Source organism: Nocardia sp. NPDC060249, from assembly GCF_042728755.1.
Lineage (GTDB): Bacteria > Actinomycetota > Actinomycetes > Mycobacteriales > Mycobacteriaceae > Nocardia.
The window spans coordinates 79,179-103,782 of sequence record NZ_JBHXAQ010000004.1 but is presented as its reverse complement, the minus strand read 5'-3'; the positions used below and the strand labels follow the sequence as shown (position 1 = coordinate 103,782).

Here is a 24,604-nt window from a genome sequence, read left to right as displayed (position 1 = left end):
GATGCCGGTGATTACGGTGATGGTGGTCGACGACCATCCGATGTGGCGTGAGGGTGTTTCTCGCGATCTCGCCGAAGCCGGTTTCGAGGTGCTTGCCACCGCGGACGGTGTCGGCACCGCTGCTCGTCGGGCCGCGGCCGTGCAGCCGGACGTGGTGTTGATGGATATGCAGCTCACCGACGGGAACGGGGCCGCGGCGACCGCCGAAGTGCTGCGGGTGTCGCCGCACAGCCGGGTGCTGGTGCTGTCGGCCTCGGCCGAGCGCGACGACGTACTCGACGCGATCAAGGCCGGGGCCAGCGGGTATCTGGTGAAGAGCGCGTCAGCCGCCGAGCTCATCGACGCTGTCAAGGCCACGGCCGCTGGTCAGCCGGTGTTCACGCCCGGGCTGGCCGGGCTGGTGCTCGGGGAGTACCGGCGGATGGCGACCGCACCGGCAGCCGCCGATCAGCCGCATCGGCCGTCGTTGACCGAGCGCGAGACGGAAGTCCTGCGGATGGTGGCCAAGGGATTGTCGGCCAAGCAGATCGCCACTCGATTGAATCTCTCGCACCGGACCGTGGAGAACCACGTGCAGGCGACGCTGCGCAAGCTGCAGCTCGCGAACCGGGTCGAGCTCACCCGCTACGCGATCGAACAGGGACTCGAGTAGCCACAGTGATTAGGGGTTTGCCCTGATGTGCTCGGTGGGGTGGCTGGTTACCCTCGATGATATGGGCGGTCCTGAATCCCTCTTCGTACCCGGTGCCGCGACGGTTGGTCCCGTCGGCGACCGTGAGCTGCGTGTTTCCGATGCCGAACGGGAGCATGTCGGTCAGCTGCTACAGCGTGCCGTCGGGCTCGGCATGTTGTCGCTCGGGGAATTCACCGAGCGGATGGACACCGCGCTGGCCGCCAAGACCCGCGGTGAACTCAACGCCGTGCTGATCGACCTGCCCGGAATGCGGGTGGCGGGCACACCGCAGCCTGCCGCTATGCCGCGCCCACGCCACCTCCCGGTTCCGGCCGGTGGGTCGAATCCGAATGCGATCCGCAGCCGGTTGTCGGGGGTTCATCGACGCGGGCCGTGGCAGGTACCGCCGGTGCTGCATCTCAACAACCTGATGTCCGGCGTGACCCTGGACTTCACCGAGGCGGTGATGCAGACGCAGATCGTGGAGATTCAGGTCGACGACTACTGCACGAGCCTCACGCTGCTCGTCCCCGCGGCGGCCACCGTCGACCTCAACGGTCTCGATCTGGTGGGGTCCTCGGCCAACAACAAGGTGCGGACCGGGCCGCCGATCGGACCCCTGCACCTCGTCGTGCACGGACGTATCCGGTTCGGGTCGGTGACGGCGAAGTATCCCTTGATGGTGCAGTGGCGAAGGTTTCTGGGGTCATAACCCCTGGGGCCGGAGACCTCGAGGGCTACCCGGGCCGATTCGGGTAGGAAACGGGGGCCGGCGGGGGTTTCTACTCATGTACGGCGGGTGCTGGGCGCCGACGATGGGGATATGAGTACCGCTATTGATCCCGCGCTGGTCGCGCGGCTCTCGGGGGAGTTCACCGCGCTCGGCGCCCGCATGGGTCAGTTGGGGGGCGATCTGGATGTGCTGTCCGCGCAGTTGCGGGCCGAGGGGGCGCTGCGCGGGGGCGATGCGGTGCCTACGCCGCCGGATGCGGCTGCGGTGAGTCCTGCGACTGCTGTGGCTCCGCCTGTTCCGGGCTTTGCGCCTGTTTACGGTGGTCCGCCCCGTGGTAGTGACGTCGGTCAGGCGGGGTGGGCCGGTGGTGGGCACACAGTGCCGTACGCTCCGACGCCGGGAATGCCTGCGGGACAGGGGCGTCAGGTTGGCGCGGGGTGGGGGCAGGCAACTTATCCGGCTGCCCGTCCCTTCGCACCGATGCCGATGCCGATGCCCATGCCGATGCGTGGGCCGGGGCGCGAGGCTCGGGTGCCGTGGTGGCAGCGGGAAGGGGTGATCTCTCGGGTGCTGGCGGTGGCCGGGGTCGGGGTGACCCTGGTCGGCGTGCTGATGCTGTTGGTCTTGGCAGCGCAGGCGGGCTTCTTCGGTCCGATTGCGCGAGTCATTGCGGGGGCTGGTCTTTCGGTGGTCCTCGTCGGACTCGGGTGGCGGGTGTTCGGTCGTCCTGGTGGCCGGGTAGGTGGAATTGCGTTGGTGGCCACCGGTATCGCCGGGCTGTACCTGGATGTTGTTGCGGTGACCGGCTATTACCGATGGGTCCCCGGTGGGGTGGGGCTCGCGGTGGCGCTGGTGGTGGCATTGATCGGGGTTGGTATCGCGGTGCGGTGGCAGTCGCAGCCGTTGGCCGTGGGGGTCGTGGTGGGGGCCGCGGCCCTGTCGCCCGCGTTGACCACCGAGTTGCTGCTGCTCGGGTTCCTGGTGGTGTTGCAGGCGGCGGGGGTTCCGGTGCAGATGCGCCGGGATTGGCCGGTGCTCCACGTGGCGCGCACTGTGCCGGTGATGCTGGCCGTGCTGGGGATGGTGGCGTTCAGCGGGATCGAAGGAGCGATCTCCGGCGCGGAGGCGGAGCAGCGGCAGGGGCTCCTGGTTGCCGCGATCGCCGGTGCGGTGGTCGGTCTGATCGGGGCGCTGCTCGCAGTGCGCCGCAGGCCCGGCGACATCACCGCGAGCATCACGATCGCCCTGACCGCACTTCCGGTGCTCGCCGCCGCCGCGCTGTTCGACCGCGCGGTGAGCGCTTCGATCACCGCCGTCCTGGCCACGGTCCTGCTCGGCCTCGCGGCCACCGCGCTGATTCCGCGCCCGACGGCGGGTCCCGGCCTTGCCGGGCCGTTGCGGATCGCGCGGCACACGGCGCTGGTGGCGGGGCTGACCGGCGCGGTCGCCCTCTTGCAGACCTGCGCCATGGCGACGGGCGGTCATCCGCGACTGCTTCCGACCACGCTGTTCGCGGTCGGTCTCGCGTTCCTCGCGGTGGCGGCCGTCAGTCGCACCCGGGTGGCGGCCGGGCTCGGCCTCGCGTTCGCGTTGCTCGGTGGGCTGGTGATGCTGGCGATCGCTACGCCGGAAACACTGGCACTGCAGGGCCTCGCGGTGCGGGAACTCGATGTCGCGACGGCGGTGGCGGCGGTGGTCGGGTTGGGTGTGGCGGCGATGGTGGCGTGGGCCGTGCCACGGTTGCCGCGGTGCGACGATCCGGCGCTCGTCACCGGTGTGTGGATCGCGGTGAGTATCGCGGGGCTGTACTACGTGCTGGTTGCCGCGGTGTCGCTCGGCGTGTCGCTCGGCGGTGCCGATGGTTTCATCGTCGGGCACAGTCTCGCGACCATCGTGTGGATGGTGGTGGCGACCGGCTCGCTGTTCTACGGATTGCGCAGGCTCGCCAGTTCGCCCGCCGTCGCGAAAGTCTGCCTGGTCTCGGGCCTGCTGGTCGCCGCGGCCGCACTGGCGAAACTGTTCCTGTTCGATCTGGCGACGCTGTCCGGCCTGGTCCGTGTCACCGCGTTCCTGGCAGTCGGAATCCTGTTGCTGATCACCGGAACCCGCTACGCGCGTGCCTTCGCCGAGGCCGCGCCACCGCGCCAGGTCTCCTAGAAATGGCGAACCGGCGGGGCTCGACAGCCCCGCCGGTCCCCTGGCGCATCAGCGCGGCAGACTCAGTCGTCCTCGCGTCGGCGCAGGAGTTCGTTCACGCTGACCGTCCGGCCCTCACTGCCGTGGTGGCGACCCTCGTCCGCAGCCGTACCGCGACGCGACGAGCGCAACTGAGCCATCCAGTTCTCGATCTCGTTGCGGGTGTCCGCAGGGGATTCCGGTGCGGTGGAATCAGTTTCAGTGGTGGCGGATGGCGGCGACTCGTCGTCCGAAGGCTCCGTGGGCGACGCGGCCGGCGCTGGAACAGCGGTGAAACCGGAAGGCGCCTGCCACTGACCGGCGGTGCCGATCTGGTCGGTCGCCGGTGCCTCGTCGACCGGTTCCCCACTGGCGGCGGATGTTTCGCCGGTTGTCGAATCCGGCTGCCGGGGCGAAGGCGCGGTCTCGCGCTGGACCTCGGTGAATCCGGGCGGCGCTACCTGCGGGCGCACCAGGCCTGCCCGCCGCGCGGAATCCGGCCGGTCACCGGAGGTTTCGGCGACAGGACGATCACGGCTCGTGTCCTGGGCCGAAGACGGCGTGACCGGTGAGAACCGAGGCCCGCTGTCCTGATCGGACGGGTTGAACCCGCGAGGCGTGCCGGGGCCCGTCATGCCGTTGTTCCACGGGGTGCTCGGCTGCGGTTCGACGGGTACCGCGGTGCCGAAAACGCCCTGCGGCGGGATCGGCGCATCGGGTTCCGTCTCCGCGCGAGCCGCGCTGCCCGGGTACGGCTCGCCGCGATGCGCGCCGGGTGCCGCCGGGAAATCGGGGCCCGCGGGCTCGACTTCGTGCGGACGCGAATTCGTCTCGCGCACTGCGGGATCGGCCTGGTCGGCCGGACGGTTCGACTCGGCCCGCGGGCCCGGATCGGGTGCGGGGGAGTCGGGTACGACCGGCCGGAGGTTCGACGCGGTCACCGGGCTGAAGCCGTTGAAGGTGCCGCTCGACGGAGTCTCGCTCGGAGCGGGTGCCTGCGGCGCCGCGGTCGGCGGCGTGTTGACGATCCTCGGCGCGGACGGCGGGACTATTCCCCGGGGCGGCGGGGTCGCCGTGTTCGGCCTCGGCGGCGGCACGATGCTCGGCCGCGGCGGCGAATCAGCTGGGGGAGTGCCGAATCCGGCGCTGTCGCCGGTCTCGCTCGGCGTCGATACCCGAGGCACCGGCGGAGTCTCACCGATCACGCCGGGGGTGTACCCCGACGGCGGCTGTACGCGTTCGGAGCCACGCGGCGGAACGCCGGTGACGATGCCGGGCAGATCGAGGCCGGACCCGCTGTCGGCCGGTTCGGGACGGGAGATCGAAGGGCCGCTGGGCGTTTCGGCGGTGCCGTTCGTGTGTCCGCGCCCGTTGGTGGACCGCGCGGCGCCGCCGGGCCCGGTGCGGGGATCGCCGAGGTCGGCGAGAGGTACGGGGGGGATGCCGAAGCTCGGACCCGAATAGCCGCGGTCTTCTTCCTCGGTGGTATCCGGGGTCGAATCATCGGTTCCCGGACCGGGATTCGGCGTGTTCGGCTGCACGATCGGAAGCACCTGCGTCGGCTCGCCGGACACGTACTTCGACAGGTCGGGACCGGAATCCTCCTGCTTCGCCTGTTCTTCCTGATCGGCTTTCGCGGGCGTACCCGGCTTGACGACCGGCAACTCCCGCGTCGGCTCACCCGAGGACAGCATCGAGGCGCGGGGCCGCGTCGGATCGGGTGACATCGGCTGGCGCGGACGAGTGGGCTCGGCGTCGACGACCTTGTCGATGCGCTGGGTGGGGGCCTCGGCCTCGATCTCGGCGACCGTGCGCGGCCTGCGCGGGGTGCGGGCGAGCTTGGAGTCGGGGACCACCGTCATCTGCATGGTCGGCGGATCGGTGATCGGGGTGGTCTTCACCAGGTCGACCACGCCACCGTGTTCGGGGCGCTCGTCGTCGAGGATGGGTTCGCCGAGGCCGATCTTCTCCTGGATGCGCTTCATCCACTTCGGCGCCCACCAGCAGTCGTCGCCGAGCAGCTTCATGATCGCGGGCACGAGCAGCATGCGCAGAATGGTGGCGTCGATGAACAGCGCCGCGATCATGCCGTAGGCGATGTACTGCATCATCACCATGTCGGAGAACGCGAACGCGCCGGTCACCACCAGCAGAATCAGCGCGGCGGCGGTGATGATCCTGCCGGTTTGGGCGGTGCCGATCCGCACGGCCTCGGTGGTCGACGCGCCTTGGGCACGTGCCTCCACCATGCGGGAGAGCAGGAAGACCTCATAGTCGGTCGACAAGCCGTAGATGATCGCGATGATCAGCATCAAGACCGGTGCGCTGATCGGTTGTGGCGTGAAGTTCAGTACCCCGGCGCCGTGACCGTCGACGAAGATCCACGTGAGGATGCCGAGGGTCGCGCCGAGACCGAGCGCGCTCATCAACGCGGCCTTGATCGGCAGCACCAGTGAGCCGAACGTCAGGAACATCAGCACGGTGGTGGTGACCAGCACGAGCAAGATCATCCACGGCATCAGTTCCAGCAGCGTGTCGATGCTGTCGGCCATGAGCGCGGGCTGACCGGTGACGTACATCGTGACGCCGTCGGGCACTTCGATCGAGCGCAGGTAGTCGATCGTCGGCTCGGCGCCGCCGGTGGGATCGACCAGGGTCGCCGAGGTCCGGAACACCTCGGGGTTGGTCGGCGACTTGACCGGCACTTCGAACGGGCCGACCAGCCCGGGAGCCTGGTTGGCTTCCTTCCAGACCTTGCCGATCGCGTTGGTGTTGTCCGAGACGAAGACCAGCTGGATCGGGTCGGTCTTCTTCTGCGGGAAGACCTCGTAGAAGTGCTCGAGCGAGGAGCGGGTCGTGTTGTCCGGCGGGAGGTACTTCTCGTTGATGCCGCCAAATGCCAGATCCTTGACCGGGATGATCAGCAACAGCAGACCGACGGTGATCGGAATGGCGATCTTGAGCGGGTGCTTCATGACCCAGCGGGTCGTGTTGCCCCAGAAGCCGTTCTCGATCTGCTCGGCGGTCTTGGTCTTGCGGAATCGCTTGAGGCCGAGCGCGTCGACGCGGTGGCCGAGGATGCCCAGCATCGCGGGCAGGATCGTGATCGCGGTCAGCGCCGCCAGCGAGACAGCCGCGATGGTGCCGTACGCGACCGACCGCAGGAAGCCCTGCGGGAAGATCAGGATGCCACCGAGACTGGCGATGATCATCGTCGCGGAGAAGACAACTGTTCGTCCGGCGGTCATCACCGATCGCCGCACAGCGGCGGCGGTGCTGTACCCCTCGGCGAGCTCCTCGCGGAAACGGCTGACTATGAACAGGCCGTAGTCGATCGCGAGACCGAGCCCGATCATCGAGACGACGCCGGTGACGAAGATGTTGACCTCGGTGAAATTGGTCAGCGCCATCACGATGCCGGTGGCACCCATGATCGTCAGACCACCGATGATCAGCGGCAGCGCGGCGGCGACGATGCCGCCGAAGATGAAGAACAGCAGGATCGCCACCGCGGGGAAGGCCAGCACCTCCATCCGCTTGGAGTCGTGGTCGAGGGTGTCGGTCAGGGTGACCGCGATGGGTTGCAGGCCCGAGACCTCGACATCGACTCCGGGGATGTAGAAGACGTTTTGCACGGCACGGTAATTGGCCATCATGACCGTGTCGTTGTCACCGGCGATGGCGATCGAGGCGAACGCGTGCTTCTTGTCCTTCGACCCGAACGCCGACGGCACGGCGGGCGCCTCGCCCACCTTCCAATAGGTGCCGTTGATCTTCCCGATCTGATCGGGATGTTCGGCGACAACCCTGGTCAGGCTGGCGACGACTTTCTGCTGGAACTCCGGGTCATCGATCGTTTTGCCCTCGGGGGCGTTGTACATGACGATGACGTCGGCGTTGTGGTCGCGCCCGTAGGACCCGTCGGCGATCTGCGCGCCCTGCACCGACTCCGAGCCCGGATCGAACCAGCCGCTCTGCGTCAGGCGAGGGCCGAGCCCCATGCCGTAAGCACCCAACGCCAACATGGCCGCACCGACAACAACGATGACGGCGAAGCGGAACCGGTAGACCAGATCGCCCCAGCGGGTGAACACTTAAGCGACTCCTTGACCAGGGCGAGAAGTGAGTAGCGCGGACAGCGGCCGGAACGGCTGCAGCCAAGCGCCCTCGTCGGGCAGCGACTCGAGACTCACCCGCGGTAGCGGTTCGCGGAACACGCCGGGGATGTCCTCGAGGTCGACGAACCCGAGGGTATCCGAAGTGACCGCCCAACTCGCGTGCTCACGAAATCCGAGCACCTGAGCTGGGATTCCCTTGGCCGCGATGGCTTCCAGTGGTTCACGGAAGGCTTGGCCGTCGGCCGAGGCGACCATGATGCCCGCTAAACCACCGTCGCGTTGACGGGCCGCGATGTGGGCGAGCATATCGGCGTCGACATCGGAGTCTTCGTCGATCTTGGGCTTGGCGAACACCGCGAAGCCGACATTGCGCAGTGCTTCCACCCACGGGCGGACCACGTCGGCGGTGCCGGGCGCGATATTGGTGAAGACGGTGGCCTCGGCCTCGATGCGCCCCTTGGAGGCGACCGAGATCTCGGCGGTGCGGGCCAGCAACCAGCGGCCGAGCGCGTCGAAACGGGGGCGATAAGCGGCGGTGGGACGTCCACCGAGGATGGCGCCGAGCCCCATGTCGAGGTTCGGTGCGTCCCAGACCAACAGGACACGCCGGACATCGGAACCGCTCAACGCCTCGGAACCGGAGCCTGCCTGGGCGGGCACCGGCATCTCGGGGGCGATCTCACTCACGCTCATCTGTCGATCTTCCCCCATATGAACTCGTTGATGGCGCTACCGGCGCGCAGGCCTTTGCCTTCGAACTTGGTGACGGGCCGTTCGAAACCGATCGGCGCGGTAGAGCGGTTGGCGGCACTGTCGCCACCGGTGGTGTCGTTCAGGCCGGTGAACAGCGGTTCCTTGGAGCCTACTTCGAGAATATGCTCGGCGTAATCCGCGTGGTCGGTAGCCACGTGCAGCACGCCGCCCGGCTTCAGTCTGCTGGCGATCAGGGCGAAGGTCGGCGCCTGTAGCAGCCTGCGCTTGTGGTGGCGGGCCTTCGGCCACGGGTCGGGGAAGAACACCCGGACGCCGATCAGCGATTCCGGGGCAACCATGTTCTCCAGTACGTCGACGGCGTCGCCGCGCAGCAACCGGATGTTCTCGATCTCTTCGCGCTCGATCTGCTGAACCAGCTGGGCCAGACCGGGCTGATACACCTCGATGCCGATGAGGTTCAGGTGCGGTTCGGCCTTCGCCATGGCGGCCGTCGCCGTGCCGGTGCCGGTGCCGATCTCGATCACCAGCGGCGCCTCGCGCCCGAACCAGGCGTCGGCCTCGACCGGATCGTTGGACACATCGCGCCCGATCACCGGCCAGGTGCGGTCCCATGAGGTCTGCTGATTCGGCGTCAGCGCGCCTCGCCGCGAGCGGAAACTCGTGACGCGCGGGTACAGCCGGGACCCGGTGAGCGAGCGCCTGCCCGCGTCGTTCGGCATCTCCGACAGCTTGTGGCTGGTCGGCTCGGCGTGGTTGGCGGCGTCGTTCACGTCGTCCATTGTCCAGCATGCGCGCAGCTGCGTCGCAGGCGAGTTCGGGGGACCGCTGATCCGCCCAGGTCGGCAGAAGGTTCGCCCGGCCCCGGCTCGGCCAGGATCTGACACAATGCCCTCCGAAAAGGGGGTGTGCGCAATGCCGACAGCCACTGAATTCGCACAGACACGACCCGCGGACCAGCTCGACGCGCTGATCTCGGTTCTAGGTACAGGTCGCGGGGGTGATCCGGGGATCGCCGAACAGCTCGCCGCGGCGGCTGCGCGCCGCCGTCGTCCGCTGCACATCCAGATCACCGGGCGGGCGCTCAGCGGGCGGACCACCGTGATGGCCGCGCTGGCTCTGTTGTCGGCGCAGGAGACCGCGCCGGTCGATCAACCCGAGCTGCCCGACCCGGTCCTCGACGGTGATCTGGTCATCTACGTGCTGGCCGGTGCGCCGCAGGCCGCCGACTATCGCCTGCTCGCGACCGTGCCGCAGGGACGCGGTGTGGTGGTGCTCAACAAGGCCGACGCGGTGGGCGCGCGCTGGGGCGAGGCCGTGGCCGCGGCACAGCGGCACGCGCAGGAACTCGGCCTGCCGATCGTGCCGATCGTGGCTTCGGTGGCCGCCAGGACCAGGGCGGGAGCGGTGAGCGCCGAGGATCTGAGCGACCTGCGCAGGCTCGCGGTGGGCCCCGATGTGCCGTCGGTGCTGGCCGCGGATCTGTTCATCGGCGTCGGCTCCGATCAGGAAGCGCGCAGGCGGCTGATCGCCAACTGGGATCTCTACGGCGTGGACTGCGCGCTGTCGGCCCTGCGCGCCGATCCCGATCTGCCCGCGTCGGCGATCATCCAGATCCTGCACTCCGCGAGCGGGGTCGATCCGCTGCACAAGCTGGTCCACCGCCGATATGAGCAGGTGGAAGCGGTGCGCGGCGGCGAACTGCTCGACGAGCTGACCAGGCTGGCCGCCCGCGCGGTCCCCGGCGACGGTGGCCGCGCCCGCGAGCTGATCGAGCAGTATCTCACCGGCGACGAAGCGCTCTGGGCCGGTCTGTGCGCCGGATTGGCCTGCCCGCAGGTGTCTCACCTGGCCGCCGGCTACCCGTCGCCCGCGCCCGGCGATGCCGACGAAGCGCTCGCCCGCGCCACCCGCTGGCGTGCCGTCGTGTCCAGTGACATGCCCCCCGCTGCCAGGCGGGCCGCGCTGCGCGTGCACAACGGCTATGTCAGAGCCTGGGAACGGATGTCCAGTGCCGGACTCTGAGGTCCCGCCCGGCCAACGATCGGCCGTCGACGTGGCGGGCAACGGAAGCGGCGATCCGGGTGCCGCGCCCGCCGACGACCCGGGTGCCCTACCCGAGGCGGTGGACGCGGTGATCGACCGGTGGAATCCGCAGGGTGGCGCCCTGCTCCGGGCGATGGCCGCCGCGGGGGAGGGCAGCAGCGTCGACTTCTACGCCCCCGACGACGCCAACACCACCCTGCTGCGCATCGAACTCGCCCGCTTCGAACCCCATATCGATCTGACTGATCCCGTCGCGGGCAACGACCCGGCCGCGGCGCTCATCCTCTTCGACGCGGGCAGTGTGCTCGGGGCAGGCATGTTTGCCCTGATCGACCGTCTGCGCGCGGCCGACCAGCGAATCCTGCTCGCCATGAACGGCTTTCACGCCTATCAGGACTGGCGCGCGACCCGCGACCGCAATCTCGAACTGCTCGCCGCGCGCGGCATCACCGACCTCGACATCGTCGCTGTCTCGGCCCGGCTGGCCGCCGCCGCCCGCGCCACCGACGACTCGGCCCTGCTCGATCGCTCCGGCGTGGCCGGACTGCACGCCACCCTCGCCGCGGCCACCGCGAAGGGACCGGCCGACGGTGCCCAGCGCCGCACCGCCGTCCGCGCCCGGGTGCTCGCCGACACCAGGGCGAGAATCGACGAACAGGTCACCGCCCTGCGCTCCGGCACGGACACCGCCCGGATCAGAGAGGAACGCATCGGGCTGGTCGCCGAGCGCGACGGCGGCCGCCAGACCGGCCTCGCCGCCGTGCGCAGCCAGGTCCAGCTCGCCCGCGTCGACCTGACCACCGAGCTCGGCGCGATGGTGCGCGCACTGCACACCCGGTCCCGCGCCGAACTCGATCGCTGCGACCGCGCCGAGCTGCGTGCCTATCCCCAGCGTTTGCAGCAGGCGGCCGGGGAACTGTCGGTCTCGGTCGACGCCGTCATCGCCGAGCGGGTCATCGAGGCCGCCCGCCGGATCGGCACCGCCGCGCCGGCCACCCGTCGACGCGATCCGGCGCCGCGGGTCGGTCCAGATCCAGACAAAAGACACCGAGGTGTCGAAGATCACCTCATGATCGCCCTCGGCGCGTCGGCCGGTGTCGGTCTCGGCCGGTTGATCGTGGCGCCGCTGTCGCTGGTCCCGACACTCGACGTGGCGAGCGTCCCGGTGACACTGCTGCTCGGCGCCGGCGCGGCCGCCTGGGTGGTGCGCGCCCGTGGCCAGCTCGCCGAACGCAACCACATGGCCCAGTGGGTCTCCGAGGCATTGGTGAATGTCAAAGCCCAGCTCGAACAGCGTGTCGCCGGAGTGCTGGTGGACATCGAGGCCGAGCTGGCCGAGCACGTGGTGCGGGAATCGACGGCGCGGGCCGTGGCCGTCGATCGGCGTGTCACCGAACTCGACGCGCTCGCGCGCAGGCTCGTCGCGGAGCGTCCCGCGCAGCTGACGGCCTGTGAGCGCGACATTGCCACGCTCGATCGGCTGTGAGCGCGGGATTGACTGGTACACCTGTGGGTACCTGTTAGGGAGCCCGATGCCGTATCGGTCGTCATATCGCGTTAACCTTGAGGCAGGAACCTGGGCGTCCGCTCTTGCCAGTCGATGCGCGGCCACCGTCCGTGTACGGCCTTCCTAGCCGTCTATCGGGGTTGTGCGACGGTTGGTCACTGCGGACGCCTTACCCGCCCATGGTGGCGATCGATGGATCGAACAACCGCCCATCTCAGGAGAGTTTTCATGACCTCAGCGACCATTCCTGGTCTTCGTGGATCCGACGGCAAGGCGCCGACCGAGCACAGTGAACTGCTCGCCTGGGTACAGGAAGTCGCAGAGCTCACTCAGCCCGCTCGCGTGGTCTGGGCCGACGGCTCCGACGCGGAATGGGATCGCCTGACCACTCAGCTGGTCGAGGCGGGCACGTTCAAGCAGTTAGACGAGAAGAAGAAGCCGAACTCCTTCCTCGCGCTGTCCGATCCCTCCGATGTGGCCCGCGTCGAATCGCGCACCTACATCTGTTCGGCCACCGAGGCCGACGCCGGTCCGACCAACAACTGGGTCGACCCCGCCGAGATGCGCGCCACCATGACCGAGCTGTACCGCGGCTCGATGAAGGGCCGCACCATGTACGTGGTGCCGTTCTGCATGGGCCCGCTCGGCGCCGAGGACCCCAAGCTGGGCGTGGAGATCACCGACTCCGAGTACGTGGTCGTCTCGATGCGCGTGATGACCCGCATGGGCGCCGCCGCGCTGGAGAAGCTGGGCACCGACCGCCCGTTCGTGAAGGCGCTGCACTCCGTGGGCGCGCCGCTGGCCGCGGGCCAGGCCGACGTGCCGTGGCCGTGCAGCGACACCAAGTACATCACCCACTTCCCCGAGGACCGGGAGATCTGGTCCTTCGGTTCGGGCTACGGCGGCAACGCGCTGCTGGGCAAGAAGTGCTACTCGCTGCGCATCGCCTCGGCGATGGCCCACGACGAGGGCTGGCTGGCCGAGCACATGCTGATCCTCAAGCTGATCTCGCCGGAGAACAAGAACTACTACGTCGCCGCCGCGTTCCCGAGCGCCTGTGGCAAGACCAACCTCGCGATGATCCAGCCGACCATCCCCGGCTGGCGCGCGGAGACCCTGGGCGACGACATCGCCTGGATGCGTTTCGGCAAGGACGGTCAGCTCTACGCCGTGAACCCGGAGTTCGGTTTCTTCGGCGTCGCGCCGGGTACCAACCACAGCTCCAACCCCAACGCGATGGCCACCATCGACGCGGGCAACACCGTGTACACCAACGTCGCCCAGACCGACGACAACGATGTGTGGTGGGAGGGTCTCGAAGGCGACCCGCAGCACCTGATCGACTGGAAGGGCAACGACTGGACCCCCGAGTCGGAGGGCCACGCCGCGCACCCGAACTCGCGCTACTGCACGCCGATGTCGCAGTGCCCGACCCTGGCGCCGGAGTGGGACGACCCGCAGGGCGTGCCGATCTCGGCCATCCTGTTCGGCGGCCGCCGCAAGACCACCGTTCCGCTGGTGACCGAGTCGTTCGGCTGGGAGCACGGCGTGTTCATGGGCGCCACCATGGGCTCGGAGCAGACCGCCGCCGCCGAGGGCAAGGTCGGCACCGTCCGCCGCGACCCGATGGCGATGCTGCCGTTCCTCGGCTACCACGTGGGCGACTACCTCAACCACTGGATCGACCTCGGCAAGAACGCCGACTCGACCAAGCTGCCGAAGATCTTCTACGTGAACTGGTTCCGTCGCGGCGACGACGGCCGCTTCCTGTGGCCCGGATTCGGTGAGAACTCCCGCGTGCTGGAGTGGATCGTCGGCCGCATCGAGGGTCGCTCGGGCGCCACGGCCACCGCGGTCGGCAATGTGCCTTCCGCCGCCGATCTCGACCTGGACGGCCTCGATGTGGTCGCCGCCGATGTCGACGAGGCACTCGCGGTGAACGCCGACGAGTGGCGCAAGGAGATCCCGTCGATCGAGGAATGGTTCGAGTTCGTCGGTGACAAGCTGCCTTCGGGCGTGCGCGACGAGTTCGAGGCACTCAAGGAGCGCCTGGGCTGATCCCCCCCGCGAACACAAGAACCGCCCGTACCGTTCGGTACGGGCGGTTCTGTGTATTCACGGTTCGTCCGACGATTTCCGTGAACTCTTTCTGGGTACATCTGTCGATGTCAGAGAGTCGCTGGTGGCGTCGGCGGAACCGTCGCCTATATTTCCTCTCGAGCTGAAACCCCTGCGAGACTCCTGCACCGCCATGCGGTCAACGACGAGATCGACGCTGAGAGGTGGTTTGACGCATGACCGATCTGGTGACCGGATTCGAGTCCGACACCTATTCGAGCACGCCCATGCAGCGCGTGGCGGGCCGACTGGAGCGGGCTCTGCCCCCGGGCTGGCGGGTCGAGGTCGTCGACCTACCCGCCCGGGGTGAGGTGGCCGCGCAGCCGGTCCTGCGGGTCCATATGCCGGATAACTAGGAGGTGGGGTCGGTCCAGCGAAGTGATGCGCACGCGTTGGTGTGAGTGCGTATGCCGGACTACTCGGCGGTCCAGCCCATGGGCATCAGGACCGACTTCTGCTCACAGAACGCGTCGAGGCCCTCGGGGCCGTTCTCGCGGCCGATGCCCGAGTTCTTGTAGCCACCGAACGGTGCGGTCGGGTCGAAGGCGTACCAGTTGATCGCGAAGGTGCCGGTGCGGATCCGGGCCGCGACCTCGACGCCGTGCTCGATATCGGTGGTCCACACCGAACCGGCGAGACCGTAGTCGGAGTCGTTGGCGATGGCGACGGCCTCGTCCTCGGTCTCGTACGGGATCACCGAGAGCACCGGGCCGAAGATCTCCTCCTGGGCGATGGTGCTCGCGTTGTCGACGTCGGCGAAGATCGTCGGCTCCACGAACCAGCCGCGGTCGACGCCCGCCGGCCTGCCGCCGCCGAGCACCAGTCGCGCGCCCTCGGCCTTGCCCTTGGCGATGTAGCCCTCCACGCGGTCGCGCTGCTTTTCGCTGATCAGCGGGCCGAGCTGGGTGGCGGGATCGCTCGGATCACCGGTCTGCATGGTCTTGACGTGCGCGACCAACGCCTCGACGATCTCGTCATAGCGGCTGCGCGGCGCGAGGATTCGGGTCTGCGCCACGCAGCCCTGCCCGCTGTTCATCAGCCCGGAGAACGCGAGCACGGGAATGCTGGCGGCGAGGTCGACGTCGGGCAGCACGATGGCGGCCGACTTGCCGCCGAGCTCCAGCGACACGGTCTTGAGCTGCGCACCGGCCAGTGCGGCCAGTTTCCTGCCGACCGGGGTGCTGCCGGTGAAGGTCACCTTGTCGACGCCGGGGTGGCCCGCGAGGTATTCGCTGGCCTCGGCGTCGGCGGGCAGTACCGAGAGCACGCCGTCGGGCAGGCCCGCCTCGGTGAAGAGGTCGGCGAGGAGGTTGGCGGTCAGCGGAGTCAGTGGCGAGGGCTTGAGCACCACGGTGCAGCCGGCCAGCAACGCGGGTCCGAGCTTGTTCGCGGCGAGGAACAACGGGACATTCCAGGCGGTGATCGCGGCGACGACACCGCGGGGTTCCCGTGAGACACGCGAGGTTCCGAACAGGCCGACTCGGGTCTCGTTCCAGGCGAACGTCTTCGCGAGCTCGACGAGTGCGTCGAGTGCCGCGACAGCGGGAATCTGGTTGAGTGTCAAGGCCGCTAACGTCGGCGCGCCCATCTCCGCGGTGAGTGCGGCGAGCAATTCGGGCGAACGCTGCTCGATCAGCCGCGCAACCTTGCTGAGTACCTCCGCTCGTTCCAGTGGAGGTGTGGATGGCCACGGCCCGCTGTCGAACGCGTCGCGCGCCGCGGCGACCGCGGCGTCGACATCGGCGTTCGTTACCGCCGGCACGCTGCCCACGGTCTCCTCCGTTGCAGGGGAGACCACAGAAATGCGGTCACTACCGGCCGGGGTGGTCCACTTCCCGCCGATGAACAGACTGTCGTAGTGCATGAGAACACGTTACAGTTTTGCGGGCGAATTGTCTGCAACCTGTTCTAATTCGCTGCGGCGCAACGACTGTGAAGATTGCGAATTCCAACCTGTCGGTTCGCTTTTCGGGGAAACGCACTATTGCGTTCCGCTGGTGAAAAGGGGATGCTTTAGCTACTGATCAGCTCGCTCGATTCATCGGACATTAACAGCGAATTGGGGAGACCGACTCATGGCTGTGCAAGTGATCGGCCGATCGTTGATGACCAGCGACCAGACCGACCATCAAGCGAAAAGTGTGGGCAGTGGCGGATGGGTTGTCTCCTTCCTGCCAGGCCGCACACTCACGATCGAGCAGGCGACTGCCGCTATTCAGGCCGCTGAGGCGGTCGCGATGGTCGGCGCGCTGGCCGATCAGGTCGGCCTGACCACGTTGGAGACCGTAGGCCTGGCGATTCAGGAATCGCCGTGGGTCAGGGTGTTACCCGAGCCGATGCGGAGGTCGCGGCGCTTGAGCTGGCTGGCGTGATCATGCTTTGGTAGCCACCACTACCAAATTGCTGACCAGTAGCTCGCGAACGACCGGAACTCGGACGAGCCACCAGGCCCAGTGTGGGTGATAGCGCGGAAAAATAGTCCGCACATCGGCTGAAGTCGTTGCTGCCCAGTGCAACCCATCCGCCGCTGTCACCGCGAACAGTGATCGGCCGAACCTGTTCTTCGGTTCGTGTCCGTTCTTGCGCCGGTACCGGCGGGCCGCGTACTCGCCACCGAGGTAGTGCCAGAGGCCGGTCTCGTGCCCACCGAACGGTCCGTGCCACACCGTGTACGAGTACACGATGAGGCCGCCGGGCTTGGTCACCCGCACCATCTCGTCCGCCATCAGCCACGGCTGCGGGACGTGCTCGGCGACGTTGGAGGAGAAGCAGACGTCGAACGAGTTGTCTCGGAACGGCAGCGCCATCCCCGATCCGCGCACCGAACCCGAGACCCGCAGCCCGGCCGCGTGCATCTCCGACGGGTCGGGCTCCACCGAGACGTAGCGTGCGCCCACCGCGGTGAACTCGTCGGCGAAGTAACCGGGGCCGCCGCCCACGTCGAGAACCACGGTGCCGGTGAGGTCGCGGCCGGTGATGTCGGCGTAGAAGTCGCCGATCAGCTCGGCGCTGTCGGTGGCGATCCCGCCGTAGAAGCGGGCCGGGTCGGACTGCTCGAAGCGGAAGCTGGTGAGCAGGCGCAGCGAGCGGCGCAGCGTGGCCCGGCGCGCGAACCTCGATCGGTCGCGTCGGAGGACGGGCTGTTCGGTGGTCGGCAGGGTGGCGGTCGGCACGGGCAGGAGTTTATGGGCAGACCCTTCGGTCGCGGCTGGTGGTGGGGGCGTTGGGTGGGTGGGGTGGGTTCGGGGTGGTTGTGGGCGTTGGTCGGGGTGGAGATCGGTGGGGTCTTGGCGCAATCACCTATTTCGGCGTTGTGGAGTCGGAAAAACTGACTGGATCGGGTTCGATCGGGTGATTCCGCCGGGTTCGTCTTCACGGGGGCAGCTCGGGGGCGACGGGCTGATCTGGGCGGGCGCTGTCGATACGGCGGTGTTGCGTGGAGCACACCCGCTAGTGTGGGGGCCGACGTTTGTCTGCCACCGAACCGAATGCGAGCCCCGACCGTGCGTGAAGTCCTCCTACTCTGCTGGCGTGACACCGGGCACCCACAGGGTGGCGGCAGCGAACGGTATCTGGAGCAGGTAGGCGCCCAGCTGGCCGCGCGTGGCATCAAGGTCACCCTGCGTACGGCGGGTTACCCGGGTGCCCCCAGGCGTGAGCGGATCGACGGCATCGACATCAGTCGCGCGGGCGGGCGCTTCACCGTGTACCCCCGCGCGCTCGCCGCCATCGTGGCCGGTCGGCTCGGTGTCGGCCCGCTGCGCGGCCTGCGCCCCGACGTCGTGATCGACACCCAGAACGGCATTCCCTTCTTCGCCACCGCGACGGGCGTGCCCTCGGTGGTACTGGTGCATCACGGGCACCGTGAGCAGTGGCCGGTCGCCGGTCGCCTGGTCGGGCGGATCGGCTGGTGGATCGAATCCACGCTGTCCCCGCGCGTGCACCGCGACAACCAGTACCTCACCGTGTCGCTACCGTCGGCCGAGGAGCTGTCGGTGCTCGGTGTCGACCGTGAGCGCATCGCCGTGGTCCGCAACGGTGCCGAACCGGTCCCCGCCGAGGTCGTCCCCGGCGACGACGCCACCCGCGCCACCCACCCGCGCATCGCGGTCCTGTCGCGCCTCGTCCCGCACAAGCAGATCGAAGACGCTCTCACCGCGGTCGCGCACCTGCGCGAACGCTTCCCCGACGTGCACCTCGACGTCATCGGCGACGGCTGGTGGGCCCCCAACCTGCGCGCCTGCGCCGACGACCTCGGCATCGCCGACGCCGTCACCTTCCACGGCCACGTCGACGAACGCCGCAAACACGAGATCCTCTCTACGGCCTGGGTCCACGTGATGCCCTCGCGCAAGGAAGGCTGGGGTCTGGCTGTCATCGAGGCCGCCCAGCACGGCGTCCCCACCATCGGTTACCGCAGTTCCCGAGGCCTCACCGACTCGATCGTCGACGGCGTCACCGGCCTTCTGGTCGACGACGCCGCAGCGCTGGCCACTGCCGCCGGTGACCTCCTGGCCGACCCGGAGACCCGCCAGATGATGGGTGAAAAGGCCAGAGCCCGCGCCAACGAGTTCTCCTGGGAACAGACCGGTGCCGGTGTCTACGAGGTCCTCGCCGCCGCCGCGCGCGGGCGCACCGTCAGCGGATTGGTCTCCCCGGCCCGGGTCTAGTCGAGCCGGTTCCCGGCTGCCGCTCGATCCGCTCGCCGGGCGCTCGTCCGATCCGGGCGCAGTGCCGCGGCGATCAGTCCGGTGAGCAGCAGGGTCGCCCAGAGGAGGTGGGCCGCGGCGGAGATTCGGCGCTGGGCCGGGGTGGCGATGTCGAGAAGGGCCGGGGAAGGGACGCGGTAGAGGGCCAGGTCTTCGTCCTGGAACGTCAACTCGGCCGTGGCGAGAGTTTTCTCGGAGGAGCCGAGCGGGCCGGGGGTGGTGCGTTCGATCAGGATCCAGCCGACGCCGAGGGCCGCTAGTTCGGTGGCCGGGGCGCCGTCGAGTAGTGCTCGCTCGACGGCGCGGGCGCGGTTGCCCTCGCCGGTCACCGCGTAGCCGCGGACGCGGAGTTCGCCGGTTTGCAGGACGTCGTTGGGGAGGATGCGGGGAGCCGGGTCGAGGACGGGAGCGGTTCCGCTGTAAGGGAATCGGCGGAACATCCCGGCGGGAAGTACCGCTACGTCGCCGGGAGCGTCGATGTGGTCGACGACCTGTTGCCAGCCCGCCGGGTAGTGGGCGGGTCGCATGGCGCCGCCGACTCCCCAGGCGAGGTCGGCCAGCGGAAGCGTGAGGAGAAGTACGAAAAGGATTGCGGCGGGGCGGAAACCGGCCCGATCATCGCGAATTGCCGTGGGCCCGTTGATGACAGCAGCGTCCGCGTCGTGGGCCAGTATCCGGCGGGCTGCCACGGTGACGGTTCGGCAGGCGGCCGCCGCGCACAGCACGTAGGCGGGCATCGCCAGCGCCACGTACTTCTGCGTATCCCGCAGCAGCCCGGCGCCGGGAACGTGCACCACCAGCCATTCCCCGGCGGCCAGCCCCCAGTTGGTCGCACCTAGGGCGGGCAGCACGATCGCCACCGCCGCGATCACCAGCAGCGCTCGCCCGTCGCGTCCGAGCGCCCATACCGCGCGTACCCCGCATGCCACGATGCCGAGCAGCAACAGCGTGCCGACCAGGGCGAGCGGGGTCGTGCGGCTCGCCGGGACCGCTTCGCCGTTCCAGATCCCACCCAGCCCGGCGAGGCTGCCGAGCGTGCCGAGCCACGGTTCGGCTCGTGCCGCGAACGCCGAGACCCCGGCCGGGTCCGACGGCTCGGCCCCCGATCCGAGCGCGGTCGCGGTGAGCCAGGGCGCACAGGTCAGGATCCACAGCACGACGGCGGGGAGAAAGGCCCGCCGCCCGACCAGCGCGAGGCCGATCACGGCGGCCAGCAACGACCCGGTCGGCGTCAACCCGGCAGCGGCGAAACTCGCGGTCAGCGCCGCCCACCCACCGAAAGACCCGACCGCTCCGAATCGGCGGCCCACCGCGTTGTCGTCGGATTCTGTTCTGCTGGTGGCTGTTCGGATGCGGGCGGCGGCGAGCGCGGTCCAGGGGAGCGCGGCGTAACCGGCGAGCAGGCTCCAATGGCCTTGGAGAAGTCGTTCCGCGACATAGGGATTCCACAACGCGAGGGTCGCGGCGACCAGTTGTGCTCCGGTAGACGCGGAGACGAATCGTCGCGCGAGTACCGCCGCGCCGTATCCGGCCGACCACAGCGCGACGATCAGGATCGCCTTCACGAGGATGCCGCCGTCGATCACCGGCGAGAGCACGGCGAGCACGGCGTCCTGCGGAACGGCGCGGGGTGCGGCCGCGCCGACGCCGAGCGCCGAATCGGTGAGGAAGGAACGCGGGGTGCTCACCGCGTCGCGCAGCAGCAGATAGCCCGATCCGGCGAGCGGTCCGACGATGATCATCGTGAGCAGAGCGCAGTATCCGGCCACCAAGGCCCTTGCTCGCCCGCTACTCGTCACGTCCACGCACCTTACGTCCCGTCGGGCCGCACCGTGGCCGAGGGCGAATACGCGCTGTTCGGGGGCGAATCGCGCGAAGGTGAGTCCGCTCGGACTCACATTTGTGGGGTTGGCGTGATGGCGAACACAGTGAAGTGCGACCATGAGGCGTGCCCTCAGTCCGCCGTCCGCCTGTCGTTGCCGATCTGACCTGGGTGACGGCTGGCGCCATGACCGCCAACGTCGCCGGCTACCTGCTGCAATTGCTGGCGGCGAGCTGGTTGGGAGTCGAGGGGTACAGCGAGTTCGCGAGTCTGCTCGCGGTGCAGTTGCTGTGCGCGGTCCCCGCCCTGGCCATGCAGAACGTGGTGGCCAGAGAAGTGGTGCGCGGGGCGTCGCTGCGCGCTGTGCGGGCGATGATGTGGCGGTGCGCCGCGATGGTCGCCGCTGTCGCGGTGGTGCTGATTCCGGTGGTGGCCGTGGTGCTCGACGTGGGCGTGTGGGCCGCTGCCGCCGCACTGGGCGCGGCGCCCGCGTTGGTGATCCTCTCGGGTGAGCAGGGAATTCTGCAGGGCGGCAATCACTTCCGTGCGCTCGCCACCGTGCTGGCGATGGCGGGCACGGCACGAGTGGTGCCCGCGCTGCTCGCGCTCGCGCTGGGCGGCGGTGCGGCCGGTGCGCTGTGGGCGGGAGCGGCGGGCATCGTCGGCGCGGCGTTCGTCGCCGGGCGCATCGCGCGCTCGACGACCGATGACAGCGGTGCTGCAGGGAACAGCGGAGAACCGGCGGCCGATACGACCAAGGCCGTCGGTGTCCTGCCGGTGTTACGTGCCGTACAGGTCCAGGCGGCGCTGATGGCGCTGTCCTCGGTGGACCTGATCGTGGTCCGCATCGTCCTCGACGAGGTCGACGCGAGCCGCTATTCGCTGGGCACCATCGCCACCAAGATCGCGTTCTGGCTGCCGCAAGCAGTCGGCGTTGTGCTGTATCCGCGGATGGCCCAGCCCACCCATTCCGCCCGTGCGATCCGCGACGCACTGACGGTGCTGTCGGTGATCGGCGTCGTCGCGGTGCTCGGCGCCGCGCTGGCCGCCCCCTTGGCCCCCCTGTTCGCCGGCGCCGACTACGCCCCCATCCAGGGCCTGTTGTGGCTGTTCGCCCTGCACGGTGCGATCCTGGCGGTCCTGCAGGGCGCCCTGCTCTCGGCCATCGCGGTCGAACGCACCGCCTTGGCCGCCGTCACCTGGATCGGTCTGGCCGTCGAGGTGACCCTGATGCTCGCCTTCGCGCGCACGATCGAATCCCTGATCGGCACGGCGGTCTCCGTAGCCGCCGTCACCACCACGATCGTCGCCGTCGTCGTTCTGCGCGCGGCCCGCACCCACCCGGCTCCGGCGAACCCGGTCCTGAGCTGACCGAACCCGCCAGGTTTCGGTTGCGGGTGTCCCGGAAAACACAACAGCCCCGGCCGAAGACCGGGGCTGTTGCCGAGCGTGTCCGCCTAGGGACGTTTGTCGATGTCGATCTGCTCGGTAGGAGCGTCGTAGTCCCCGCGGGGGAACTGCGTAGTCGGCGCGTCGTCGCCGTCCCACCGAGTCGCCGCGGTGTCATCGGGTGCGGCGGTGGGCGCGGGCGTCGGACGCGACCCCCGCGGACTCGCATGGGCCGCGGTGCCACCGCCACGCAGCCCGAGGAACAACCCCGCCAGCAGCGCCAGCACACCGAGCACGCCGAACACGATCGGCACCACACGCCCGAACAGCGAGAGCTTGTCGGTGTTCTCCTTGGCGATGGCGATCTGCGACTCCACGGTCGCCTCGTCGAACACCAGGTGCGACTTCAGCGCGGTCACCTCGGGCTTGTCCCCGGACCGCGCGTAGAACAGGTGGATCGATTCCCCACCCTTGATCACGGTGCCGGTCTGCGGCTCGACCCACAGGTCACGCACGTTGGTGTAGTAGCGCGTCATGGTGACGGGGGTGTCGCCGCCCTCCACGCCCCACTTGGCGGCGGGCAGGGTGAGCCGGTTGGTCGGCGACTGCACGACGTCCCAGGTGCTGGTGACCGGCGCCTCCATCTGGAAGCGGTACACCTTCATGTTGTTGATCTCGGTCTCTTCGATGAAGTTCGCGTCGAAGGACTTGCGCACGTTGATGTCGAAGTACGGGTAGGTCTTCTTCTCGGTGCCGATCGGGAAGCGGTAGCCGAGGCCGGTGTGCTGCACCGGCTCCATGACGCTGCCGTCCTTGTTCACGGTCACCGCGATCGACCCGTTGGGGTTGGTGTCCACCGGCATGCCGGTGGTGCGCGAGATGGTGACACGGTCGATGGCGGCGGTGAGCAGGCCGGTATCGCCCTGCACGTCGGTGCGCCGCAGCGTCTGACCTGCCTGCAGCGTCATCTCGTCGGCGTCGGAGGGCTCCTCGACGGTGACGAAACGCTGGGAGATCAGCGGCACATCCTTGTTCACCACGGCGGCACCGTCACCGGAGGTCAACGACTTGGAGTCGAGGACGAGGCTCTCCTCGCCCTTCTGGTTCTCCGCGATCGTCGTGATCTCGAGATCGAGTGGAGTCTTGGCGACTTTGCTCACCGTGTAGGTGGGGATCATCAGCGCGGCGACGAGTAACGCCGCACCCAGACCCACGAGCACGCAGGCGACCGTTCTTCTGGTACCGGCACTCAGTGCCATGCAAACTCTCCTCGTCGTTCGAACACGGATGGCCCGGTGGTCTGGTATTGCACCACAGGCACTCGTGAGCCCCGACACTAACAGCCCAGGCCCCGAAGGTGCGGCGCTGTGCCGTGGAAATCGCCGACACGGCAGACTGGACCTCGATGACGACCGCCCCCGCCCCCGTTCCGCCCCCGCGCGCCTTCATTCCCGCCCTCGAAGGGATGCGCGGGATGGCGGCGCTCGGCGTGCTGGTCACGCACGTCGCGTTCCAGACCGGAACGAGCCGGATACCGGTCCTCGGGCCGATGCTGGAACGCTTCGATATGGCGGTCGCGGTGTTCTTCGCGCTGTCGGGTTTCCTGCTGTGGCGCCCGCACGCGGCGGCCGCGCACGGGTTCGGCCGCGCGCCGCGGACCTCGCGCTATCTGTTGCACCGGGTGGCCAGGGTGATGCCCGCGTACTGGGTCGTCGTGGTGTTCGTGCTGCTGTTGCTGCCCGGTGCGGCGCATTCGGCGAACCTGCGGGTGTGGGTGTCGAATCTGTTCCTGCTGCAGGTGTTCGTGCCGTTGACCTTGACCGATGGGCTCACCCAGATGTGGAGCCTGTCGGTGGAGATGGCCTTCTACCTGGTGTTGCCGGTGCTGGCCTGGCTGGTGGTGCGACTGCGCGGCCCCGCGGCGCGATGGCGGGTGCCGGTGCTGTGCGGACTGGTCGCGGTGTGCCTGACCTGGAATCTGTGGCCGATCCCGACGCCGGACGCGATCCACTCCGACAACTGGCTGCCCGCCTATCTGCCGTGGTTCGCGGCGGGCATGCTGCTGGCCGAACTGATCCACCTCGTGCGACCCGATGCCCGATGGGCGCGAGTGCTGTCGAGTCAACCGCTGATGTGGGCGGTGGCGCTCGCCGCGTTCCTGCTCTCGGCGACCGAGTTCGGCGGCCCGGCCGGTCTGGAACGCGCGCAACCGTGGCAGTACGCGATGAAGATGGTGCTGGGCATGATCCTTGGGTTCTGCCTGCTCGCACCCCTGGTGCTGCGTCGATCCGGCGCCCCGCACCGCTGGCTGGAAACGCGCACCGCCGCGCTCCTCGGCCGCTGGTCCTACGGCATCTTCCTGTGGCACCTGGTGGTGCTCACCGTGGTCTTCCCGGTCTTCGGCATCATGCCCTTCAACGGTGACTTCCTCTTCGTGATCACCCTGACCACCGCGCTCACGCTCCCGCTGGCCGCCGCGAGCTTCGCCCTGATCGAGGAGCCGGCCCGCAGCTGGGCGGCCCGCTGGGATCGGCGGGCCGGGTCCGCGCGAGTCGCGGAACACGGGCCGGAATCGGTGGGGCGTCCGGCGGTGCGCTGAGCCG

At 68.9% G+C, this 24,604-nt stretch carries 18 protein-coding genes; 11 read left to right on the top strand and 7 right to left on the bottom strand.

Features of this window, described 5'->3' with window-relative positions; genetic code table 11:
* Position 1: 1 nt before the first annotated feature.
* The 3 genes from ACFWFP_RS17435 to ACFWFP_RS17425 all read left to right on the top strand — a co-directional run bounded on the left by ACFWFP_RS17435 (position 2) and on the right by ACFWFP_RS17425 (position 3,563).
* Positions 2 to 652 carry a response regulator gene (locus tag ACFWFP_RS17435; RefSeq protein WP_379296175.1) on the top strand — a complete coding sequence of 217 codons (651 nt, stop codon included), beginning with the start codon at positions 2 to 4 and terminating at the stop codon, positions 650 to 652.
* A gap of 61 nt (positions 653 to 713) precedes the next feature.
* Positions 714 to 1,385 (top strand): DUF1707 domain-containing protein, encoded by a 672-nt coding sequence (locus ACFWFP_RS17430; protein ID WP_379296173.1) that lies wholly within the window; start codon positions 714 to 716, stop codon positions 1,383 to 1,385.
* 501 nt (positions 1,386 to 1,886) lie between these two features.
* Positions 1,887 to 3,563, top strand: a complete 1,677-nt coding sequence (locus tag ACFWFP_RS17425; protein ID WP_379296171.1) for a DUF2339 domain-containing protein — start codon at positions 1,887 to 1,889, stop codon at positions 3,561 to 3,563.
* A gap of 62 nt (positions 3,564 to 3,625) precedes the next feature.
* Here ACFWFP_RS17425 and ACFWFP_RS17420 read toward each other — a convergent pair whose 3' ends face one another.
* From ACFWFP_RS17420 to trmB, 3 genes are read right to left on the bottom strand one after another with little or no spacing between them, the layout of a single operon-like run.
* Positions 3,626 to 7,675 (bottom strand): MMPL family transporter, encoded by a 4,050-nt coding sequence (locus tag ACFWFP_RS17420; protein ID WP_379296169.1) that lies wholly within the window; start codon positions 7,673 to 7,675, stop codon positions 3,626 to 3,628.
* Positions 7,676 to 8,392 carry an NYN domain-containing protein gene (locus ACFWFP_RS17415; RefSeq protein ID WP_211300370.1) on the bottom strand — a complete coding sequence of 239 codons (717 nt, stop codon included), beginning with the start codon at positions 8,390 to 8,392 and terminating at the stop codon, positions 7,676 to 7,678.
* Positions 8,389 to 9,192, bottom strand: a complete 804-nt coding sequence (trmB, locus tag ACFWFP_RS17410) for a tRNA (guanosine(46)-N7)-methyltransferase TrmB (protein ID WP_379296167.1) — start codon at positions 9,190 to 9,192, stop codon at positions 8,389 to 8,391. Before trmB ends, ACFWFP_RS17415 begins: the two co-directional genes overlap by 4 nt.
* 133 nt (positions 9,193 to 9,325) lie before the next feature.
* On the opposite strand from trmB, the gene ACFWFP_RS17405 reads away from it, so the two are divergent.
* The 4 genes from ACFWFP_RS17405 to ACFWFP_RS17390 all read left to right on the top strand — a co-directional run bounded on the left by ACFWFP_RS17405 (position 9,326) and on the right by ACFWFP_RS17390 (position 14,437).
* Positions 9,326 to 10,435: a hypothetical protein gene (locus tag ACFWFP_RS17405; protein WP_379296165.1), complete on the top strand. Its 1,110-nt coding sequence runs from the start codon at positions 9,326 to 9,328 to the stop codon at positions 10,433 to 10,435.
* Positions 10,422 to 11,942, top strand: a complete 1,521-nt coding sequence (locus ACFWFP_RS17400; RefSeq protein ID WP_379296163.1) for a hypothetical protein — start codon at positions 10,422 to 10,424, stop codon at positions 11,940 to 11,942. Before ACFWFP_RS17405 ends, ACFWFP_RS17400 begins: the two co-directional genes overlap by 14 nt.
* 249 nt (positions 11,943 to 12,191) lie before the next feature.
* Positions 12,192 to 14,021: a phosphoenolpyruvate carboxykinase (GTP) gene (locus ACFWFP_RS17395; protein WP_379296161.1), complete on the top strand. Its 1,830-nt coding sequence runs from the start codon at positions 12,192 to 12,194 to the stop codon at positions 14,019 to 14,021.
* A gap of 236 nt (positions 14,022 to 14,257) precedes the next feature.
* A complete protein-coding gene (locus tag ACFWFP_RS17390; RefSeq protein WP_379296159.1) occupies positions 14,258 to 14,437 on the top strand; it encodes a hypothetical protein in 180 nt (59 codons plus the stop codon).
* Positions 14,438 to 14,496: 59 nt separating this feature from the next.
* Here the strand turns inward: ACFWFP_RS17390 and ACFWFP_RS17385 are convergent, their stop codons facing one another.
* Positions 14,497 to 15,945, bottom strand: a complete 1,449-nt coding sequence (locus ACFWFP_RS17385; protein ID WP_379296157.1) for an aldehyde dehydrogenase — start codon at positions 15,943 to 15,945, stop codon at positions 14,497 to 14,499.
* A gap of 211 nt (positions 15,946 to 16,156) precedes the next feature.
* Between ACFWFP_RS17385 and ACFWFP_RS17380 the strand changes: the two genes are divergently transcribed.
* A complete protein-coding gene (locus tag ACFWFP_RS17380; RefSeq protein WP_056823697.1) occupies positions 16,157 to 16,453 on the top strand; it encodes a hypothetical protein in 297 nt (98 codons plus the stop codon).
* Here ACFWFP_RS17380 and ACFWFP_RS17375 read toward each other — a convergent pair whose 3' ends face one another.
* Positions 16,454 to 17,254, bottom strand: a complete 801-nt coding sequence (locus ACFWFP_RS17375; protein WP_379296155.1) for a methyltransferase domain-containing protein — start codon at positions 17,252 to 17,254, stop codon at positions 16,454 to 16,456. It abuts the gene before it with no gap.
* 330 nt (positions 17,255 to 17,584) lie between these two features.
* Between ACFWFP_RS17375 and ACFWFP_RS17370 the strand changes: the two genes are divergently transcribed.
* Positions 17,585 to 18,751, top strand: coding sequence for a glycosyltransferase family 4 protein (locus tag ACFWFP_RS17370; RefSeq protein ID WP_379296153.1), 1,167 nt, complete (start codon positions 17,585 to 17,587; stop codon positions 18,749 to 18,751).
* On the opposite strand, the gene ACFWFP_RS17365 is transcribed toward ACFWFP_RS17370, so the two are convergent.
* On the bottom strand, positions 18,748 to 20,589 hold the full coding sequence (locus ACFWFP_RS17365) for a hypothetical protein (RefSeq protein ID WP_379296151.1): 1,842 nt from the start codon (positions 20,587 to 20,589) through the stop codon (positions 18,748 to 18,750). The genes ACFWFP_RS17370 and ACFWFP_RS17365 overlap by 4 nt on opposite strands.
* 209 nt (positions 20,590 to 20,798) lie before the next feature.
* On the opposite strand from ACFWFP_RS17365, the gene ACFWFP_RS17360 reads away from it, so the two are divergent.
* On the top strand, positions 20,799 to 21,983 hold the full coding sequence (locus ACFWFP_RS17360; RefSeq protein WP_379296149.1) for a polysaccharide biosynthesis protein: 1,185 nt from the start codon (positions 20,799 to 20,801) through the stop codon (positions 21,981 to 21,983).
* Positions 21,984 to 22,069: 86 nt separating this feature from the next.
* Here ACFWFP_RS17360 and ACFWFP_RS17355 read toward each other — a convergent pair whose 3' ends face one another.
* Positions 22,070 to 23,260, bottom strand: a complete 1,191-nt coding sequence (locus tag ACFWFP_RS17355; RefSeq protein ID WP_379296147.1) for a DUF3068 domain-containing protein — start codon at positions 23,258 to 23,260, stop codon at positions 22,070 to 22,072.
* Between the two features lie 146 nt (positions 23,261 to 23,406).
* Here ACFWFP_RS17355 and ACFWFP_RS17350 point away from each other — a divergent pair, with 146 nt between their 5' ends.
* Complete coding sequence (locus ACFWFP_RS17350) at positions 23,407 to 24,600, top strand: acyltransferase family protein (protein WP_379296145.1); 1,194 nt, start codon at positions 23,407 to 23,409, stop codon at positions 24,598 to 24,600.
* Positions 24,601 to 24,604 lie beyond the last annotated feature (4 nt).

Bases quoted from the DNA above. Each gene is read 5' to 3' on its own strand.
- ACFWFP_RS17435 (WP_379296175.1), top strand. From the start codon at position 2: ATGCCGGTGATTACGGTGATGGTGGTCGACGACCATCCGATGTGGCGT.
- ACFWFP_RS17430 (WP_379296173.1), top strand. From the start codon at position 714: ATGGGCGGTCCTGAATCCCTCTTCGTACCCGGTGCCGCGACGGTTGGT.
- ACFWFP_RS17425 (WP_379296171.1), top strand. From the start codon at position 1,887: ATGCCGATGCCGATGCCCATGCCGATGCGTGGGCCGGGGCGCGAGGCT.
- ACFWFP_RS17415 (WP_211300370.1), bottom strand. From the start codon at position 8,392: ATGAGCGTGAGTGAGATCGCCCCCGAGATGCCGGTGCCCGCCCAGGCA.
- trmB (WP_379296167.1), bottom strand. From the start codon at position 9,192: ATGGACGACGTGAACGACGCCGCCAACCACGCCGAGCCGACCAGCCAC.
- ACFWFP_RS17405 (WP_379296165.1), top strand. From the start codon at position 9,326: ATGCCGACAGCCACTGAATTCGCACAGACACGACCCGCGGACCAGCTC.
- ACFWFP_RS17395 (WP_379296161.1), top strand. From the start codon at position 12,192: ATGACCTCAGCGACCATTCCTGGTCTTCGTGGATCCGACGGCAAGGCG.
- ACFWFP_RS17390 (WP_379296159.1), top strand. From the start codon at position 14,258: ATGACCGATCTGGTGACCGGATTCGAGTCCGACACCTATTCGAGCACG.
- ACFWFP_RS17385 (WP_379296157.1), bottom strand. From the start codon at position 15,945: ATGCACTACGACAGTCTGTTCATCGGCGGGAAGTGGACCACCCCGGCC.
- ACFWFP_RS17380 (WP_056823697.1), top strand. From the start codon at position 16,157: ATGGCTGTGCAAGTGATCGGCCGATCGTTGATGACCAGCGACCAGACC.
- ACFWFP_RS17360 (WP_379296149.1), top strand. From the start codon at position 20,799: ATGACCGCCAACGTCGCCGGCTACCTGCTGCAATTGCTGGCGGCGAGC.
- ACFWFP_RS17355 (WP_379296147.1), bottom strand. From the start codon at position 23,260: ATGGCACTGAGTGCCGGTACCAGAAGAACGGTCGCCTGCGTGCTCGTG.
- ACFWFP_RS17350 (WP_379296145.1), top strand. From the start codon at position 23,407: ATGACGACCGCCCCCGCCCCCGTTCCGCCCCCGCGCGCCTTCATTCCC.